The organism is Sphingobium sp., from assembly GCF_041987595.1.
Classification (GTDB): domain Bacteria; phylum Pseudomonadota; class Alphaproteobacteria; order Sphingomonadales; family Sphingomonadaceae; genus Sphingobium.
The window spans coordinates 18,041-33,134 of record NZ_JBHIWJ010000027.1; the positions used below are offsets into that span (position 1 = coordinate 18,041).

Annotated in this window: 17 protein-coding genes; 2 read left to right on the forward strand and 15 right to left on the reverse strand. The window is 64.3% G+C overall.

What is annotated here, in order from left to right; all coding sequences use genetic code 11:
• Positions 1–2 precede the first annotated feature (2 nt).
• From mraY to ACFC3J_RS09380, 10 genes are all read right to left on the reverse strand, one after another.
• On the reverse strand, positions 3–1,076 hold the full coding sequence (gene mraY / locus ACFC3J_RS09335) for a phospho-N-acetylmuramoyl-pentapeptide-transferase (protein ID WP_375195900.1): 1,074 nt from the start codon (positions 1,074–1,076) through the stop codon (positions 3–5).
• On the reverse strand, positions 1,076–2,464 hold the full coding sequence (gene murF, locus ACFC3J_RS09340) for a UDP-N-acetylmuramoyl-tripeptide--D-alanyl-D-alanine ligase (RefSeq protein WP_375195901.1): 1,389 nt from the start codon (positions 2,462–2,464) through the stop codon (positions 1,076–1,078). Before murF ends, mraY begins: the two co-directional genes overlap by 1 nt.
• Positions 2,461–3,918: a UDP-N-acetylmuramoyl-L-alanyl-D-glutamate--2,6-diaminopimelate ligase gene (locus tag ACFC3J_RS09345; protein ID WP_375195902.1), complete on the reverse strand. Its 1,458-nt coding sequence runs from the start codon at positions 3,916–3,918 to the stop codon at positions 2,461–2,463. The genes murF and ACFC3J_RS09345 overlap by 4 nt, the downstream gene beginning before the upstream one ends.
• Positions 3,918–5,618 carry a peptidoglycan D,D-transpeptidase FtsI family protein gene (locus ACFC3J_RS09350; protein ID WP_375195903.1) on the reverse strand — a complete coding sequence of 567 codons (1,701 nt, stop codon included), beginning with the start codon at positions 5,616–5,618 and terminating at the stop codon, positions 3,918–3,920. Before ACFC3J_RS09350 ends, ACFC3J_RS09345 begins: the two co-directional genes overlap by 1 nt.
• On the reverse strand, positions 5,619–6,269 hold the full coding sequence (locus tag ACFC3J_RS09355; protein ID WP_375195904.1) for a colicin transporter: 651 nt from the start codon (positions 6,267–6,269) through the stop codon (positions 5,619–5,621).
• Entirely contained in the window at positions 6,266–7,228 is a 963-nt protein-coding gene (gene rsmH / locus ACFC3J_RS09360; protein WP_375195905.1) for a 16S rRNA (cytosine(1402)-N(4))-methyltransferase RsmH, read from the reverse strand. The genes ACFC3J_RS09355 and rsmH overlap by 4 nt, the downstream gene beginning before the upstream one ends.
• Positions 7,225–7,722, reverse strand: coding sequence for a division/cell wall cluster transcriptional repressor MraZ (locus tag ACFC3J_RS09365; protein ID WP_375195906.1), 498 nt, complete (start codon positions 7,720–7,722; stop codon positions 7,225–7,227). Before ACFC3J_RS09365 ends, rsmH begins: the two co-directional genes overlap by 4 nt.
• 186 nt (positions 7,723–7,908) lie before the next feature.
• Entirely contained in the window at positions 7,909–9,156 is a 1,248-nt protein-coding gene (locus tag ACFC3J_RS09370) for a hypothetical protein (protein ID WP_375195907.1), read from the reverse strand.
• 15 nt (positions 9,157–9,171) lie between these two features.
• Positions 9,172–9,477 carry a hypothetical protein gene (locus ACFC3J_RS09375; protein WP_375195908.1) on the reverse strand — a complete coding sequence of 102 codons (306 nt, stop codon included), beginning with the start codon at positions 9,475–9,477 and terminating at the stop codon, positions 9,172–9,174.
• Positions 9,478–9,519: 42 nt separating this feature from the next.
• Positions 9,520–10,515, reverse strand: coding sequence for a cysteine synthase A (locus ACFC3J_RS09380; protein WP_375195931.1), 996 nt, complete (start codon positions 10,513–10,515; stop codon positions 9,520–9,522).
• 187 nt (positions 10,516–10,702) lie between these two features.
• Here ACFC3J_RS09380 and ACFC3J_RS09385 point away from each other — a divergent pair, with 187 nt between their 5' ends.
• Both ACFC3J_RS09385 and ACFC3J_RS09390 read left to right on the forward strand, forming a co-directional pair.
• Entirely contained in the window at positions 10,703–11,632 is a 930-nt protein-coding gene (locus tag ACFC3J_RS09385; protein ID WP_375195909.1) for a cell wall hydrolase, read from the forward strand.
• A gap of 403 nt (positions 11,633–12,035) precedes the next feature.
• Complete coding sequence (locus ACFC3J_RS09390; RefSeq protein ID WP_375195932.1) at positions 12,036–12,164, forward strand: entericidin A/B family lipoprotein; 129 nt, start codon at positions 12,036–12,038, stop codon at positions 12,162–12,164.
• Positions 12,165–12,212: 48 nt separating this feature from the next.
• Here ACFC3J_RS09390 and tatC read toward each other — a convergent pair whose 3' ends face one another.
• From tatC to ACFC3J_RS09415, 5 genes are read right to left on the reverse strand one after another with little or no spacing between them, the layout of a single operon-like run.
• Positions 12,213–12,998: a twin-arginine translocase subunit TatC gene (gene tatC / locus ACFC3J_RS09395; RefSeq protein WP_375195910.1), complete on the reverse strand. Its 786-nt coding sequence runs from the start codon at positions 12,996–12,998 to the stop codon at positions 12,213–12,215.
• Positions 12,995–13,417 (reverse strand): Sec-independent protein translocase protein TatB, encoded by a 423-nt coding sequence (tatB, locus tag ACFC3J_RS09400; RefSeq protein ID WP_375195911.1) that lies wholly within the window; start codon positions 13,415–13,417, stop codon positions 12,995–12,997. The genes tatC and tatB overlap by 4 nt, the downstream gene beginning before the upstream one ends.
• Before the next feature lie 29 nt (positions 13,418–13,446).
• The gene (locus tag ACFC3J_RS09405; protein WP_375195912.1) at positions 13,447–13,692 is read right to left on the reverse strand and encodes a twin-arginine translocase TatA/TatE family subunit; all 246 of its coding nucleotides are present in this window, start codon (positions 13,690–13,692) and stop codon (positions 13,447–13,449) included.
• 29 nt (positions 13,693–13,721) lie between these two features.
• The gene (gene scpB / locus ACFC3J_RS09410) at positions 13,722–14,315 is read right to left on the reverse strand and encodes an SMC-Scp complex subunit ScpB (protein WP_375195913.1); all 594 of its coding nucleotides are present in this window, start codon (positions 14,313–14,315) and stop codon (positions 13,722–13,724) included.
• Complete coding sequence (locus ACFC3J_RS09415; RefSeq protein ID WP_375195914.1) at positions 14,312–15,094, reverse strand: segregation and condensation protein A; 783 nt, start codon at positions 15,092–15,094, stop codon at positions 14,312–14,314. The genes scpB and ACFC3J_RS09415 overlap by 4 nt, the downstream gene beginning before the upstream one ends.

Here is a 15,094-nt window from a genome sequence, read left to right on the forward strand (position 1 = left end):
CCCTACCTCAGCTTCAGCGTTGCAAGACCGGCCAGCGCCAGCACGAAGGAAATGATCCAGAAGCGGATCACGACGGTCGGTTCGGCCCAGCCCAGCTGCTCGAAATGATGATGGATCGGGGCCATCTTGAACACGCGCCTGCCGGTCCGCTTGTAAAAGAAAACCTGGATGATGACGGACATGGCCTCGACCACGAACAGGCCGCCGATCACGCCCAGCACGATCTCATGATGCGCGGTGACGGCGATCACGCCGATGGTGCCGCCCAGCGCCAGACTGCCGGTATCGCCCATGAACACGGCTGCGGGCGGCGCGTTGAACCAGAGGAAGGCCAGCCCCGCCCCGATGATCGCGCCGCACAGGATGGTGAGATTGCCCGCGCCCGGCACATGCGGAATGCCGAGATAGCCCGCAAAGTCGGCGCGCCCGACGAGATAGACGATCGCCATGAAGGCCATGCAGGCGATGATGACCGGCATCGTCGCAAGACCGTCCAGCCCGTCGGTCAGGTTCACCGCGTTGCCGAACGCCACGATCACGAAGGCCGCGAACAGGAAGTAGAACGGCCCCAGTTCAATCGCCGGACCGTTGTAGAAGGGCACATAAAGCGCTGTATTGCCGTGCTGGCTGACGATCAACCACGCCGCGAAACCGGCGATCAGAAACTCGAAGGCCAGCCGCATCTTGCCCGAAAGCCCCTTGTGGCTGGCCTTGGTCACCTTGTCATAATCGTCAAGAAAACCGATGGCGCCAAAGCCGAGCGTCACGAACAGGCAGGCCCACACATAGATGGACGACAGGTCCATCCACAGCAGCACCGACGACACCACCGAAGTCAGAATCATGAGGCCACCCATGGTCGGCGTGCCGCGCTTGGCGAGGTGAGTCTGCGGACCATCGTCGCGGATCGGCTGCCCCTTGCCCTGCCGCACCCGCAGCCATCCGATGAAGCGCGGACCGATGACGAGCCCGATGATCAGCGCCGTCGCGATCGCCGCGCCAGCCCGGAAGCTCAAATAACGGATGAGGTTGAACACACCCGCGAAATCCATGGTCTGGGCAAGCCAGTAGAGCATCAGTTCTTTGCTTCCTGTAGCGCGGCGACGAGGCGCGAGAGGCCGATGCCGTTCGAGCCTTTGACGAGGATCGCGTCCCCAGCGCGCATTTCGGTTTGAATGAGATCGGTCGCCCTTGCCGCGTCGGGCACATGGTCAAAGGCGATCGCGCCGGCCTGATTTTGGGCCAGCGCATCGGCCAGCGGCTGCATTTCCTCACCGACGAGGATCGCATAGTCGACATGGCTGCCCGTCAGCGGCTCGACAAGCCCCGCATGCAGCTCCCGGCTGCGGTCGCCCAGCTCGCGCATCCCGCCCAGCACGGCAATGCGGCGCCCGGCCTGCTCACGGCCCAATTGCTTGAGCGTTGCCGCCATGCTCAACGGATTGGCGTTATAGCTTTCATCGATCAGCAGCGCCTCGCCGCCCTTCACGGGCAGAACCCGCCGCTCGCCCCGGCCCGGCAGCCCCGGCATTTCCGCCAGAGCCAGCCCCGCCGCCGCCAGGTCGCCGCCCAGCGCCTCGACTGCCGCCAGCACGGCCAGCGCGTTGGACACCCAATGCTCGCCCGGCGCGCCGACGGTGAAGCACAGTTCAACGCCCGGCAGGGCCGCCGTGACCAGCGTGCCGCCGCCCGCCGCGGGCACCATATCGCGGGCATGGACATCGGCCTCGGGATCGAAACCAAAGGTCAGGATGCGCGCCGCATGCCGTTCCGCCCTGGCATAGAGGGTGGCGACATGCGGGCTGTCATAGGGGATGATCGCGGTGCCGCCCGGCTCCAGCCCTTCGAAAATCTCGGCCTTGGCCTCCGCGATCTTCTCCTCGGTGCCGAAAAACTCGATGTGGGCGGGCGCAATGGCGGTGACGATGGCAACATGCGGCCGCACCTGCTGCGTCAGGGCAGAAAGCTCGCCCGCATGGTTCATGCCCATTTCAAACACGCCAAAGGCCGAGTCCCGCGGCATCCGGGACAGGCTCAAGGGCACGCCGACATGGTTGTTGTAGCTTTTGACCGAGCGATGCACCTGACCGCGGCAAACGCGATCGAGCGCCTGGAAAAGCGCTTCCTTGGTTCCGGTCTTGCCGACCGATCCGGTGACGCCCACCACCTTGCCCTGCATCCGGGCGCGCGAGGCCCGACCCAAAGCCTCCAGCGCCGCCGCGCTATCGGGCACCAATATATGCGGCTGGGCGATCGGTTCGCTGACGATGGCGCCCGCTGCGCCCTGACCAAAGGCCTTATCGACAAAGCGATGGCCATCGGTAGCCTCCCCTTTCATCGCGACGAACAGGTCGCCGCCGGTCACTTCGCGGCTGTCGAACGCCACGCCAGAAACGGCGAAGGGCGCCGAAGCGACGCCCCCTGTGGCCTGCGCAATCTCATCGGAGGTCCACAGTGCGCTCATCCGGCGCATTCCCGCGCCACGGTCACATCATCAAAGGGCAATACCCGATCGCCGATAATCTGCCCCTGCTCGTGCCCCTTGCCCGCGAGCAGCACGATATCATCCGCCCCGGCCTGCGCAATGGCGGCGGCGATGGCGGCGCGGCGCCCGCCGATCTCCTCCGCCCCCGGCGCACCCGCCATGACGGCAGCGCGGATTGCCGAAGGCTCCTCCGAGCGCGGATTATCGTCGGTCACGATGACATGGTCGGCGAGGTCCGCCGCCACCTCGCCCATTTGCGGTCGCTTGCCCGCGTCACGATCCCCGCCGGCACCGAACAGCGCGATCAGGCGCCCGCGCGTATGCGGCCGCAACGCCTCGATCGCGGCGCGCAGACCGTCGGGCGTGTGCGCGTAATCGACATAGACCGGTGCGCCTGCGCGGGTGATGACGGCCCGCTCCAGCCGCCCACGCACGGGCTGCACCCGGCCGAGCAGTTCCAGCACCTTGGCCACATCCTCGCCGCCGGCGATCACCAGCCCGGCGGCTGTCAGCGCATTGGCCGCCTGATAGGCGCCGATCAGCGGCAGATTGACCTTGTAGGACTTGCCCTCCGCCTCGATGTCCAGTGTCTGGCCCAACTGGGTCGGGGTGCGGTTGGCAAGGCGCAATGCCTGCCCCTGCACCCCGACGCTCAGCACACGAAGCCCCCGCTTCGCAGCCCGCTGGATAACCTTGTCCGACCATTCGTCATCGGCCCATATGACCGCCGTGCCGTCCGGCGCGACCACCTCGTCGAACAGCCGCATCTTGGCATCGAAATAGCTGTCCATGTCGCCATGATAATCGAGATGGTCGCGCGACAGGTTGGTAAAGGCGGCCGCGGAAACCGGCAGCCCCTCGGTGCGATATTGCGCAAGACCGTGGCTCGACGCCTCGAAAGCGGCATGGGTGACGCCCTCGCGCTTCAGGCCCGACATGTTCGAGAGGAAGGTCACGATATCGGGCGTGGTCAGACCCGTCGATACCTGATCCACAGAGGTGGTGACACCCAACGTCCCGATCGAGGCCGAATGATGCCCCAGCATCCGCCACAGCTGGCGCGCCAGCTCGACCGTGGAGGTCTTGCCGTTGGTTCCGGTGACGGCAACGGTGACATCGGGGAACGGCGCGAAATAGCGGGCGGCGAGCTGCGCAAACAGTCGGCGCGGATTGGCATGAGCGATATGAATTGCGCCATCGACCCTGGCTTCGGGTCGGGCGACGACCGCCACAGCCCCGGCCTGCACCGCGGCGGGGATAAAGTCCTCACCATTCACCCGCGCGCCCTGAAAGGCCCCGAACACCGTGCCCGGCGCGACCTTCCGGTTATCGATTGCGAAGCCCGACACCGATTGTTCGAAATTTGACGCATCTGATGACGCGCTGGTGTCGAGCTTCGCATCCAGCCCCTCGATTAGCGACCCGAGGCGCATTATTCTTTCTCCTTGTCGCCGTGCAGCAGCGGCATGAGGTCGGAAATGTCGACATCGCGATGCTCGTCGGGCAACACGCCCAGCATCGGCCCGGTGCGCTCCACCACCCGCTTCACCACCGGTGCAGCGGTCCAGGCCGCCGTGCGCAGGCCATATTGGCCCGTCGCCTCGTCCATCGTGACGAGGACCACGTAGCGCGGATTGTCCATCGGGAAAGCAGAAGCGAAAGTCGTCACCAGCGAAGTCTTGTTATACCGGCCTTCTTGGGGCTTTTCGGCGGAACCTGTCTTGCCGCCCACCCGGTATCCCTTGGCGTCGGCGCTGCGACCTGTACCCGCCGCGACGATCATCCGCAACAGCTGGCGCATCCGCGCGCTGGTGGCGGCGGAAAAGACCCGGCGCCCCTCCGGCACTTCATCCGCCTTCAATTTGCGCAGCGTAGCAGGCCGCCAGAGGCCACCATTGACCAGCGCCGCATAAGCCGAAGCGAGGTGCAAAGGCGTTACAGCGATGCCATGGCCATAGGAAACGGTAAGCGTGGTGATCCGCCCCCAATTGGCGGGCCACAGCGTCCCGGCGCGCTCATTCAGTTCGATCGGCGCGCGATCGTTGAAGTGCAACTCGCGGAAAAGATGCTGCAAAGGCTCGGCGCCCATCTGGTCCGCGATGCGCGCCGTGCCGATGTTGGAACTGTGGACCAGGATTTCCGGCACGTTGATCCAGCGACCCAATGCGTGGTCGTCCTTGATCCGGAACCCGCCGACCGCGAGCGGCGCGGTCGCATCATAGGTCTTTGCCATGGAGGTGACGACGCCCCGGTCCATCGCCGCGCCGATCGACAGCGGCTTGAATGCGGACCCCAGCTCATAGCGCGCCTGCACCATCTGGTTGCAAAGCGGCGATTCGCTGCACGATTTGCCTGCGTAATTTTCCAGCTTGTTGGGATCGAAGACGGGAATCGATGCCATGGCGACGACTTCGCCGGTGTTCGCGTCCAGGATCACGCCGCCCGCGCCCTTGGCATGGGTCTGGACGAGCTGCGCATAAAGCTCGCTCTCCAGCGCGCCCTGCACCCGGCTGTCGATCGACATGGCGAAGGGCTGCCCGCGCAGCGCCGGATCGGTCAGCCGGTCGTTGAACGCCGCCTCCACCCCCATGCCGCCCTTCCCGTCCGCATTGGGCGCAAAACCCAATATGTGCGCCGCCAGCGTGCGCTGCGGATAGAGCCGCTCCTTCTCTCGCGGAAATTCGATACCGATCTCGCCCAGCGCGTTCACCGCCGCCACCTCCTCGGGCAGCGCGCGGCGGCGCAGATAGGCCCAGCCCCGGCCGGTCAGCTTTTTATAAAAGGCCAGTTCCGGCTCGTCGGGAAAAATCTCGTGCAGCTTGCGGGCGAGTTCGTTCGGATCGCCGATCAGCTTGGATGGCCGCACGGCGATCGAGTAGGCATCCATGGTGCGCGCCAGCGGCACGCCGTTGCGGTCGACGATATCGGCCCGAGCAGGCGCGCCCGCCGCCACATCGCCGCCGCGCCCGTTGCCGGAAAAAATTCCCACCCAGGTCAGCCGCAGGATCACCACGCCGGTAATCAGCATGAACAGGATCAACAGCAGCATCAGCCGGTTATGCGCGATCGCGGTCAGGTCGACCCGTTGCTTCCCTGCCCTCGCTCCGCCCGGCTGGACGATGATCGTCGCCATTTAACGATCCCCCTTCCCGCGCTCGCGCTTCGCCTTGGCGCTGATGTCGCCCATGGTGCTGTCATCCAGCAGCTTCGCGTCCAGCATCGCCATCCGCTCGGCGCGGCGGGCGACGGGGTTGGGCTTCGACGTGTCGGCGTCGTCCTTCGCCTTTTCCCTGGACATTTTGGCGGGCGCCTTGGCGATCGCGTCGACATTGTCGGCAGCATGCGCCTCGCGGATCACGGCGATGTCGCTGCGGATCTGCGTCGCGGCCGGACTGGCAGGCGCGGCCTGCGGCGCGGAAGGCAGGTCGGCGGGAGTCTGCACCATCGCCACCATCACGGGCGGCGCGACATAATCCGGTCCGTTGGGCTGCACGCCGTCCAGATGCGCCAGAGCGCGCTCGCCCGCCAGATATTGCTGGGCCGTGGGGGTCGCATACATGAAATCATCCTGATTCCAGCGCTCCAGCTGGCGCATGTTCGCCCGCGCGCTGAATTCGGTTTCCAGATAGCGAATGTCCGCCTTCGCCCGCGCTATCTGCACGCGCACCTTCATCAACTCATTGCGCTCCGTCGCCACTTTGAGCGACACCATATAGGCCCCCAGCGCCCCCAGCGCGACGAGAAGAATCCAGATCAGGCTCTGCAATCTCTTGACCGCGATCATGAGCGGGGATTCCTGTCTTGGGTTGGGCGGGTGGCAACAGGGGCGGACGTACGAATGGCGCTGCGCAAAGTGGCGGATCGGGATCGGGGGTTGCGGGCCAGTTCCGCCTCTCCGGGCCGCACCGCCTTGGCGGGCTTTTCGAAAGTCGGCGCGGGGCCGGCCTTTTTCTGGGGCAGATGGCGCGATCCGCTCGCCTCACTGCCGCTGCGGTTGCGCAGGAACTGTTTGACGATGCGGTCCTCAAGCGAATGGAAGGTCACGACCGCCAGCCGCCCACCTTCCTCAAGAATCGCCTCAGCCGCCTCCAGTCCGCGCTCAAGTTCCTCCAGTTCGCGGTTCACATGGATGCGGATCGCCTGGAAGGTCCGGGTAGCCGGGTCCTTCTTGTCATGCGGCTTGTAGCCGAGCGCCTTGCGCACGACGCTCGCCAGCTGACCCGTGCGCTCCAGCGGACGCGCCTCGACGATCGCCTTCGCCACCCGGCGCGAACGCGGCTCCTCGCCATAGCGATAGAGGACGTTGGCGATTTCCTCTTCCGGGGCGGTGTTCAGGAAATCGGCGGCGCTCATCCCGCTCTGGCTCATAGTCATGTCGAGCGGCCCATCCCCCTGAAAGGAAAAGCCGCGCTCCGGCCGGTCGAGCTGCATCGAGGACACGCCGATATCCAGCGTGACGCCCGAAACCGAGGCCACGCCCCTTTCGGCCAGCAACTCCTTCATCCGGGAAAACTCGCCGGAGATAAGGGTAATGCCCTTCTCGTCGGCAAAGGCCTGCCCCTCGCGGATCGCATCGGGATCACGGTCGAACGCGAAGACCTTCGCGCCCCTGCCCGCCATCGCGCCCGAATAGCCGCCTGCGCCGAACGTGCCGTCGACATGCACCTCGCCGGGGTTGATGGCGAGCGCGTCGAGCACCTCGTTGATAAGCACCGGAACATGGCGGTCGCCGGCGCCGCTCACTTGACGCCTCCTGCCGCGCGCTGGTCCAGCCAGCGGCGAACCTTGTTGCGGATCAGTTCGGGCCGATCCTTGCTGTCAACCAGCGTCTCGGGCTTCCAGATCTGGATGTAGCGGCCCACGCCATAGAAGAAGACGGCGTCAGTGATGCCATATTCCTCCTTGATGTCGGGATGCATGGCGAAGCGTCCGCCTTCGTCGAAATTCACCTCTTCGATGGTTCCGAGACGACGTTCCAGCTCCAGATCGGCATTATAGTCGCGCCCGGCGGCACGCGCCTCGCGAGCCAGCTCCTCGACTTCGGTGAAAAGATGGCGACGGTGCGACTCTCCAAAGCCGGTGGCGCAGGGGTTGCCGCCATGGACCGAGAGAAAAAGTCGCGTTTCGTTGCCGCTCGACAGCTTGACCTGTCGACGCATCTCCAGGGGCAGCACGAAACGGCCCTTGCCGTCCGCGACGCTGAACGCGTTGCCCGTATAGAGAATGACTTCCGACACTTTTGGACTGCTGCCCCATCTGTTTTCAAGGGCGCAGACCATCGCCGTCCGGATGCGCCATTCGCGACCCGGGCAACAGGACTAGCAAAGCCTGACAAACCCCTATGGCGATTAAATACCAAGCCACGGGGTTCAAGAAAAGGGATATTTTGGGAAATGCCGGGAAATCCTGTTTTGTTCTGGTTTTTAATCTCCATTTCCCGGTTTCAGGAGGGCAGAACGTGGCATGGAACGGCCAAGGCGAGGGCGATTTCGCCGCCGGAACAGCACCGCGCCCAGAGCTGCCCAGAAAATCCCGGCCAGCACCGCCCAGCGGACAGCATTGACCAGCGCGTCGCCCGACCTGACCCAACGACGCCCCGAAGGCAGCTCCCCGCCCAAGGCCTGCACAATGAATTGCGGCGTGTCCGCGGTCCACTCATCGGGGCTAAGCGGCGCGGCAGGATCGGCCAGCCAGAGCCGGTCGTCGATCAGATCGGCGTCGGCCACGATCGTCACCACCCCTTTCCCCACCGCGCAGCGCGCCACCAGCCCGCGGGCCAGGATGCGACAATCCGGCCCGGCGCCCTCGAAGCCGGAGGCTGCATAGACAGTCAACATGCGCCCATCGCCAAGGAAATGGCGCTCCTCGCCCGCTCCAACAACGGGCGGCATCAGCTTTACGCCCCAGACCTGGATCATCGCGGAGAGCAAGGTGACGGCGGGAGGTCTGCGCCGGTCGCCCAACGGCAGGTCCAGCGGCCAGCGCAACTGCGGATCGGCCAGAAGCAGCGCGGTGCCGCCCCGGCTGAGCCATGCATCCAGCGCCACCAGCTCGTCCATCGACAAGGCGCGCGGCTGGGCAAGCAGAAGTGCTGTGGCGCGACCCTTTTCCAGCGTGAGCGGGCTGTCGACGGGCATGACCGTGAACCGCTGACGCAACAGGGTCACGATGGGCGCGTCAACCCTGGCCGCAAGACCCTTTTCGCCCTCCCGCCAAAAGAGCGGCAGGCCGCTGATGACCGCCAGTTCCGGGGAATTCTTAAAAAGCTCGACGCGAGGCTCTCGACCGAACCACCACATCGCCAACGCCAGTAAAACCAGCCCCGCCCCGACGAATTGCCGAGCACCTTTCCCGCCAAGGGCAAGGCCAGCCAAAATCGCCGGCACCATTCCACCCAGCAACCACGCAACCGGCACCCCATCGGGCACCCGCCAACTTGCCAGAAACGCACAGGACAGCACCGCCCCAACCGTTCCCAGCCCGGCCCACCAGGCCGCGCCCTCGCCCCGCCAGCGTTTCAGCAAAGCCGCCGCCGGAACCAGCAGCAACGCAGGCAGCATCCAGCCACGCGGGTCGACCTGCCCCGTCCGGAGCAGGGCCGGCAAACCGCCAAGCAGAACCAGCAAACCCGGCAAGCCCAGCATCGCCCAGGTTCGGATCAGAAATTTCAAGCGGTCAGGCCGAAATCAGGGCGTTGCAGGCTGAGTCTCGCGATCCATGGGTTTCTTGAGGTTGGGATCGGGCTGCAGGTCAGGCACGATCGGCGCCTGTTCGGGCGCAGGCTGCACGCCCAGTTCCGCCAGCGGTTCCTTGGGCGAAACGGCATTGACGTCCAGCGTCGGCACGGTCGGGGGCGGAACGGTCGGATCATCGATCCGCGCCTTGTCGATCACGATATTCGCCAGACCCACGAGCAACACCACGCCCGCCAGCCCGGTGAGGCCAATCTGGACACGCTGCAACCCTTCCTGTTGTCGGGGTGTTTCAGCCATGAAGCGCTCTTTTTTCTTTGCCGCCGCGACCCGTGTCGGCTGTCAATGATTGTGCGCCAGCCAGGGGAAGACGGTCAAGCCCTTCGCTTCCAGCCATTCACGATTGTAAAGTGTTGAAAGATAACGGAAACCCGTATCGCACAGGATGGTGACGATCCGCTTGCCCGGCCCAAGCTGCTTTGCCAGCGCGACCGCGCCCGCCACGTTGATGCCCGACGACAGGCCCAGGCACAGCCCTTCCTCCGCCAGCAGGCGGCGCACCCACAGCAGCCCTTCCTCGTCGGAAATGCGGAATTGGGTATCGATCGGCGCGCCCTCCAGATTGGCGGTGATCCGACCCTGACCGATGCCCTCGGCTACCGAAGACCCCTCCGCCTTCAGCTCGCCATGAGCGTAATAATTATAAAGCGCAGCGCCATAGGGATCGCTCAAGGCAATGGTAATGTTCTCGTCATGGGCCTTCAGGCCCAGCCCCACGCCCGCAATCGTGCCGCCGGTCCCAGCCGCGCAGGTAAAGCCGTCGATCTGCCCGTCCATCTGGGTCCAGATTTCCTCGGCAGTGCCGACGATATGCGCCTTGCGATTGGCGATATTGTCGAATTGGTTGGCCCAGACCGCTCCTTCCGTTTCCTCCGCCAGACGGCGCGACGTGTGGACGAAATGCCCCGGATTGGAATAAGGCGCCGCCGGAACCGTCACCAGTTCCGCTCCCAAAGCCCGAAGCGTGTCCATCTTCTCCCGGCTCTGCGTCTCGGGCATGACGATGATCGACTTATACCCCTTGGCATTGGCCACCAGCGCCAGACCGATGCCGGTATTGCCCGCCGTGCCTTCGACGATCGTGCCGCCGGGCTTCAGCAGCCCCCTCTCCTCGGCATCGTTGACGATGAACAGCGCGGCGCGATCCTTCACCGAGGCGCCGGGGTTGGCGAATTCGCACTTGGCGTAAATGTCGCAGCCCGTCTCTTCGGAAGGGCCGGTGAGGCGCACCAGCGGCGTATTGCCAATCAGGGCGAGGCTATCTTTCTGAACCAGCATGGCTCCCGCATAGCGGACCAGACGCGCGCTTGCCAAGCAACACATTGCTGCGGGGCTGAAAGGGACGATTGTTAACCTGCCGTCCCTGCATCGTCCCAAGCCGGGACAGGGCGAAATCCGAAGAGGAAGTGACGGGACTTTTCCTTTATGGCGATGGAAGGTCAGGGATTTTCAGGGAAAACCAGCTTTGGCGGCAAGGGCAGCATCGATCGGGCATGGCGCAATTGCGGCGCTGGCGCTGTTCGCGCTCGCCGCGCCGCACCTCATCACCGCCGCGCCGCTGGACCTGTTCGCTACCCCGGCCGCGCAGGACGATCCTGTTGAAATACCGGGCGAGAATTTCCCCGGATCAGCCTTTTTCTTCGCGCAAGGCGCTTTCGATCCCGCGCCCGGCACGGCCACGATCCAGAGCGAACATGTGCTGGGCCTCGACGCGGTGCAGGTCGCGCCCGCCATGGCGTTCCGGGGGCTGACCGCGCTCGACAGCTATCGGGCGCTCAATTGCCTTACCTCCGCCATTTATTATGAGGCCGGAAGCGAGCCGGAGGACGGCCAGCGCGCCGTGGCGCAAGTCGTGCTTAACCGGGTCCGGAATCCGGCCTGGCCCAAGAGCGTCTGCGGCGTGATCTATCAAGGGTCGGAACGCACCGATGCGCGCTGCCAGTTCAGCTTCAGCTGCGACGGGTCGATGGCCCGCATGGCCAGCACGCAAGGCTGGACCCGCGCCCGCCTGATCGCCAGTGAGGCGCTTGCTGGACGGGCCTATAAGCCGGTCGGCCTTGCCACCTTCTACCACACATTGGCGGTGCGTCCCGATTGGGCGGCGGCCATGCGTCCGGTTGCCGTGATCGGCGCGCATATCTTCTACCGTGCGCCGGGCGCGACCGGCGCACCCGCGGCCTTCCACGCCACCTATCTTGGGCGAGAGACGCAATCAGGACCGGCTCGCCCGGCATGGGCGATCCGCCCGTCCCCTGTCGGCCCAGCGATAGCCCTGCCAACATCCAGCCCTGCCGAAAGCCCGGCCAGACCCGACACTGAGGGCGGGATCGCGCCAAGCCTGCCGCAGTCGACCGTTCGCCCCGAATTTCGCAACAGCGGCCGCCCTCTGATCTGATCCGCCCCATTTTTTTCGGGCTAGCGACCGTATTTTTACGGCTAACCTATCGTTTACAATTCAAGTCATTGAAAAATAACAAAATTAAAATGGGGCATTTTTGGAAATCGAGGGAACCGATCGGGCTCATCGCGTGTTCTGCATATCGGATAGCAAATCTTTTGCCCCCCGCTCTTGCTATCCAAAAAAACATGAGCCCGGAACGCATCTCCCCCCCCCGACGCGTTCCGGGCTCAGAATTTTTGGGCATATCCCGCAGAAATCAGAGATATTTTCGGACTCGGAACGCTTTCCGGGCCGACGGGTTGTCCTTCCGTCACCGGCATGGCTCGTCCATCCGGATGAAGCATCACCCAGAACAGGGCGATGCGCGAGAATCGATCAAAGTTTCAAGGAGACGATGATGACCAGGAATATCCTAGCCGCCCTGCTGCTGACCGGTTCCCTGATGGTCGCTGCATGCAATACCGTGGAAGGCGCGGGCAAAGACGTCCAAAGCGCGGGTCAGGCCGTGGAAGACGCGGCTGACTGACCGGCAACGAAAAAGGCCCGTCTCACCCGAGGGGGCCTTTTTTTGCTTTCAGTTTGCGGCGTCGGCCGTTTCCGCGACCGAAACATCCTTTGCCTGCTTGCGGTCAGTGAACCAGATGGCGATGATCGTAATTTCGTAGAGCAGCAGCAACGGCACGGCCAGCATCAGTTGCGACACCACATCCGGCGGCGTCAGCACCGCCGCCAGAATGAAGGCGGCGACGATCATGTAGCGGCGCAGCCCAATCAACTGCGCCCGGCTGACGAACCCCGCGCGATTGAGCAGCATCAGCAGCACCGGCATCAGGAAACTGATGCCGAAGGCGAGGATGAACTGCATCACCAGCCCAAGATAGGCGTCGGCGCTCGGCAAGGCCTCCACCTGCAAGCCGCTGCTGTTCCCCTGAAACTCCAGGAAGAAATGGAAGGCCGTCGGCATCACCACGAAATAGGCCAGCGACGCACCCATGGCGAAGAGGAACGGTGTGGCGATGATGAAGGGCAGCAGCGCCTTCTTTTCCTTCGCATACAGCCCCGGCGCGACAAAGGCCCAGAGCTGGTTCGCGATGATCGGAAAGGACAGGCAGAAAGCGCCGAAAACCGCAATCTTCACCTGCACGAAAAAGGCTTCGTAGAGCTTGGTGTAAACCAGCCGCCCGCCGGCGTCGCCAAAGGCTTCCTTCAGCGGATGGACGAGGATCGCGAACAGTTGCTCGGAAAAATAGAAGCAGATCGCTCCGGTAATGAACAGCGCGTAGACGCATTTGAGCAGCCGTCCGCGCAGCTCGATCAGGTGGTCGAGCAGGGGCGCCTTGCTATCGTCGATGTCCTTCATGCGGCTGCGCCACCCTTTTGCGCCGGTTCCTGCGCCAGATAGGGCGGCGCGTCGCTCGCCGAAGGCGTCACGGGAGCCGATGTCACCGGCGCAGATTCCGCCACGAAAGGCGGGTTATCGTCCACTGCAACCTCTTCAACTGCCGTTTCAGCTCCGGGCGCGGGAAGCGATTCCGTCGTTTCGGGCGGATGCTCTTCCATGATCCGCTTGTTCTGCGCGGCCCATTTCTTTTCCAGCTCTTCCAGCTCGACTTCGCGCACCATGGCGTCAATGCCGGTGCGGAAATGCCGGGCCATGCCCTGTGCCTTGCCGACGATCTGCCCCACCTTGTAAAGCGCGCGGGGCAGGTCCTTGGGGCCGATGACGATCACCGCAATGATGACGATCACCAGCAATTCGGACGAATCGATGCCAAACATGCGTGCCTACCGCCCCGGCCTGAGGAAAATCAGGCCTTGGTCTTTTCGTCTGCCGCATTTGGCGTGGCGCTGGGCGCGTCCTGTTCCGGAACGCGATGGCCCTCGATGCGCGTGGCGGGCTTGGCCGGGACGTCGTCATCGTCCTCCATGCCCTTCTTGAAGCTCTTGATGCCCTTGGCGACGTCACCCATCAGCCCGGATATCCGGCCGCCGCCGAACAGCAGCATGACCACCAGGAGAACGATGACCCAATGCATCAACGAAAAGGAACCCATTTTAACTTTCTCCTGAAACTCCCGCCTATCTAGGCGTCTTCCTCGTCATTTTCCACAACGGATTGGGCGCCCAGACCCTCAAGCGCCAAATCCACCGGATCGAGCAATCCGGCGGCCCGCAGATCGTCGATACCCGGCAGGTCGCGGCGGCTGCTAAGGCCGAAATGTGACAGGAATTCGTGCGTCGTGGCGTAAATCAGTGGACGCCCCGGCACTTCCCGCCGTCCCGCGGGCCGAACCCAGCCTGCCTCCATCAGCACGTCCAGCGTCCCCTTCGCCACCTGAACGCCGCGAATGGCCTCGATCTCGGCGCGGCTCACCGGCTCATGATAGGCGATAATGGCCAGGGTTTCCATGGCGGCGCGGGACAGTTTGCGGGTCTCGTCCTTTTCTCGGCGCAGGATGTGGGCGAGGTCGGCGGCGGTCTGGAAATGCCAGCGCCCGCCCCGCTCGACCAGATTGATGCCGCGCCCGGCATAATGGTCGCGCAGGGCGTCGAGCGCGCCGGCAATATCCCCCGCCTCCCCCACATGCAGCCTGATTTCGCCGATCGTCAGCGGCTGTTCCGACACGAACAGCACGGCCTCCACCGCGCGCCGCAAATCATCCTGTTCCTCGATCACAACAGGCGCCCCGCAATCTGTTCCGGCATGGCGGCGCGCAGGAATATGGGTTCGAAAATCCCTTCCTGCTGGATTTCCAGCCGCCCCTGCCGCGCCAGTTCCAGCGCGGCGACGAAACTGCTGGCCAGCGCCGATCTTGCCATCGGTCCATCCTGCCCGGTCGGCAGGAAGGCTTCAAGCGCGGTCCAGTCGATCGCCGCGCCCACCAATGTACTGACCCTCTGGATCGCTTCGTCCAGAGTCATCACCGGCCGCACCGCGACCATATGGACGACCGGCTGGGTCCGGGCGCGGATCTGGCCGTAGGACTGGATCAGGTCGAACAGGCTGGCGGCCCATTTCGCCTTGCGCACCAGACGCAGACCTTCGGGCTTTTCCCGCACGAAAACGTCCCGGCCGATGCGGTCGCGCGCCATCAGCCGCGCGCCGGCCTCCCGCATCGCATAAAGCCGCTGGAGCCGCAGTTGCAGCCGCAGCGCCAATTCCTCGGGATTGGGTTCGGGCTGGGCTTCCTTGGGAAGCAGCAACGCGGATTTGAGGTAAGCGAGCCAGGCCGCCATCACCAGATAATCGGCCGCCAGTTCCAGCTTCAGCTTCCGGGCACCGTCGATATAGCTGAGATATTGTTCGACCAGCGCCAGAATGGAGATTTCGCGAAGGTCCACCTTCTGCGTCCGCGCCAGCGCCAGCAGCAGGTCGAGCGGCCCCTCCCAGCTTTCAAAGCTGACGGTAAGCGTTTCAGGCCGTGGGACAGCGGGAGGCGTGAAGAGATCGTCCAT

What these genes read in the sequence shown, in the direction of transcription:
- ACFC3J_RS09375 (WP_375195908.1), bottom strand. Translation starts at nt 9,477, where the DNA reads ATGGCTGAAACACCCCGACAACAGGAAGGGTTGCAGCGTGTCCAGATT.
- ACFC3J_RS09345 (WP_375195902.1), bottom strand. Translation starts at nt 3,918, where the DNA reads ATGCGCCTCGGGTCGCTAATCGAGGGGCTGGATGCGAAGCTCGACACC.
- ACFC3J_RS09390 (WP_375195932.1), top strand. Translation starts at nt 12,036, where the DNA reads ATGACCAGGAATATCCTAGCCGCCCTGCTGCTGACCGGTTCCCTGATG.
- ACFC3J_RS09405 (WP_375195912.1), bottom strand. Translation starts at nt 13,692, where the DNA reads ATGGGTTCCTTTTCGTTGATGCATTGGGTCATCGTTCTCCTGGTGGTC.
- tatB (WP_375195911.1), bottom strand. Translation starts at nt 13,417, where the DNA reads ATGTTTGGCATCGATTCGTCCGAATTGCTGGTGATCGTCATCATTGCG.
- mraY (WP_375195900.1), bottom strand. Translation starts at nt 1,076, where the DNA reads ATGCTCTACTGGCTTGCCCAGACCATGGATTTCGCGGGTGTGTTCAAC.
- murF (WP_375195901.1), bottom strand. Translation starts at nt 2,464, where the DNA reads ATGAGCGCACTGTGGACCTCCGATGAGATTGCGCAGGCCACAGGGGGC.
- ACFC3J_RS09380 (WP_375195931.1), bottom strand. Translation starts at nt 10,515, where the DNA reads ATGCTGGTTCAGAAAGATAGCCTCGCCCTGATTGGCAATACGCCGCTG.
- ACFC3J_RS09415 (WP_375195914.1), bottom strand. Translation starts at nt 15,094, where the DNA reads ATGGACGATCTCTTCACGCCTCCCGCTGTCCCACGGCCTGAAACGCTT.
- ACFC3J_RS09350 (WP_375195903.1), bottom strand. Translation starts at nt 5,618, where the DNA reads ATGGCGACGATCATCGTCCAGCCGGGCGGAGCGAGGGCAGGGAAGCAA.
- ACFC3J_RS09355 (WP_375195904.1), bottom strand. Translation starts at nt 6,269, where the DNA reads ATGATCGCGGTCAAGAGATTGCAGAGCCTGATCTGGATTCTTCTCGTC.
- tatC (WP_375195910.1), bottom strand. Translation starts at nt 12,998, where the DNA reads ATGAAGGACATCGACGATAGCAAGGCGCCCCTGCTCGACCACCTGATC.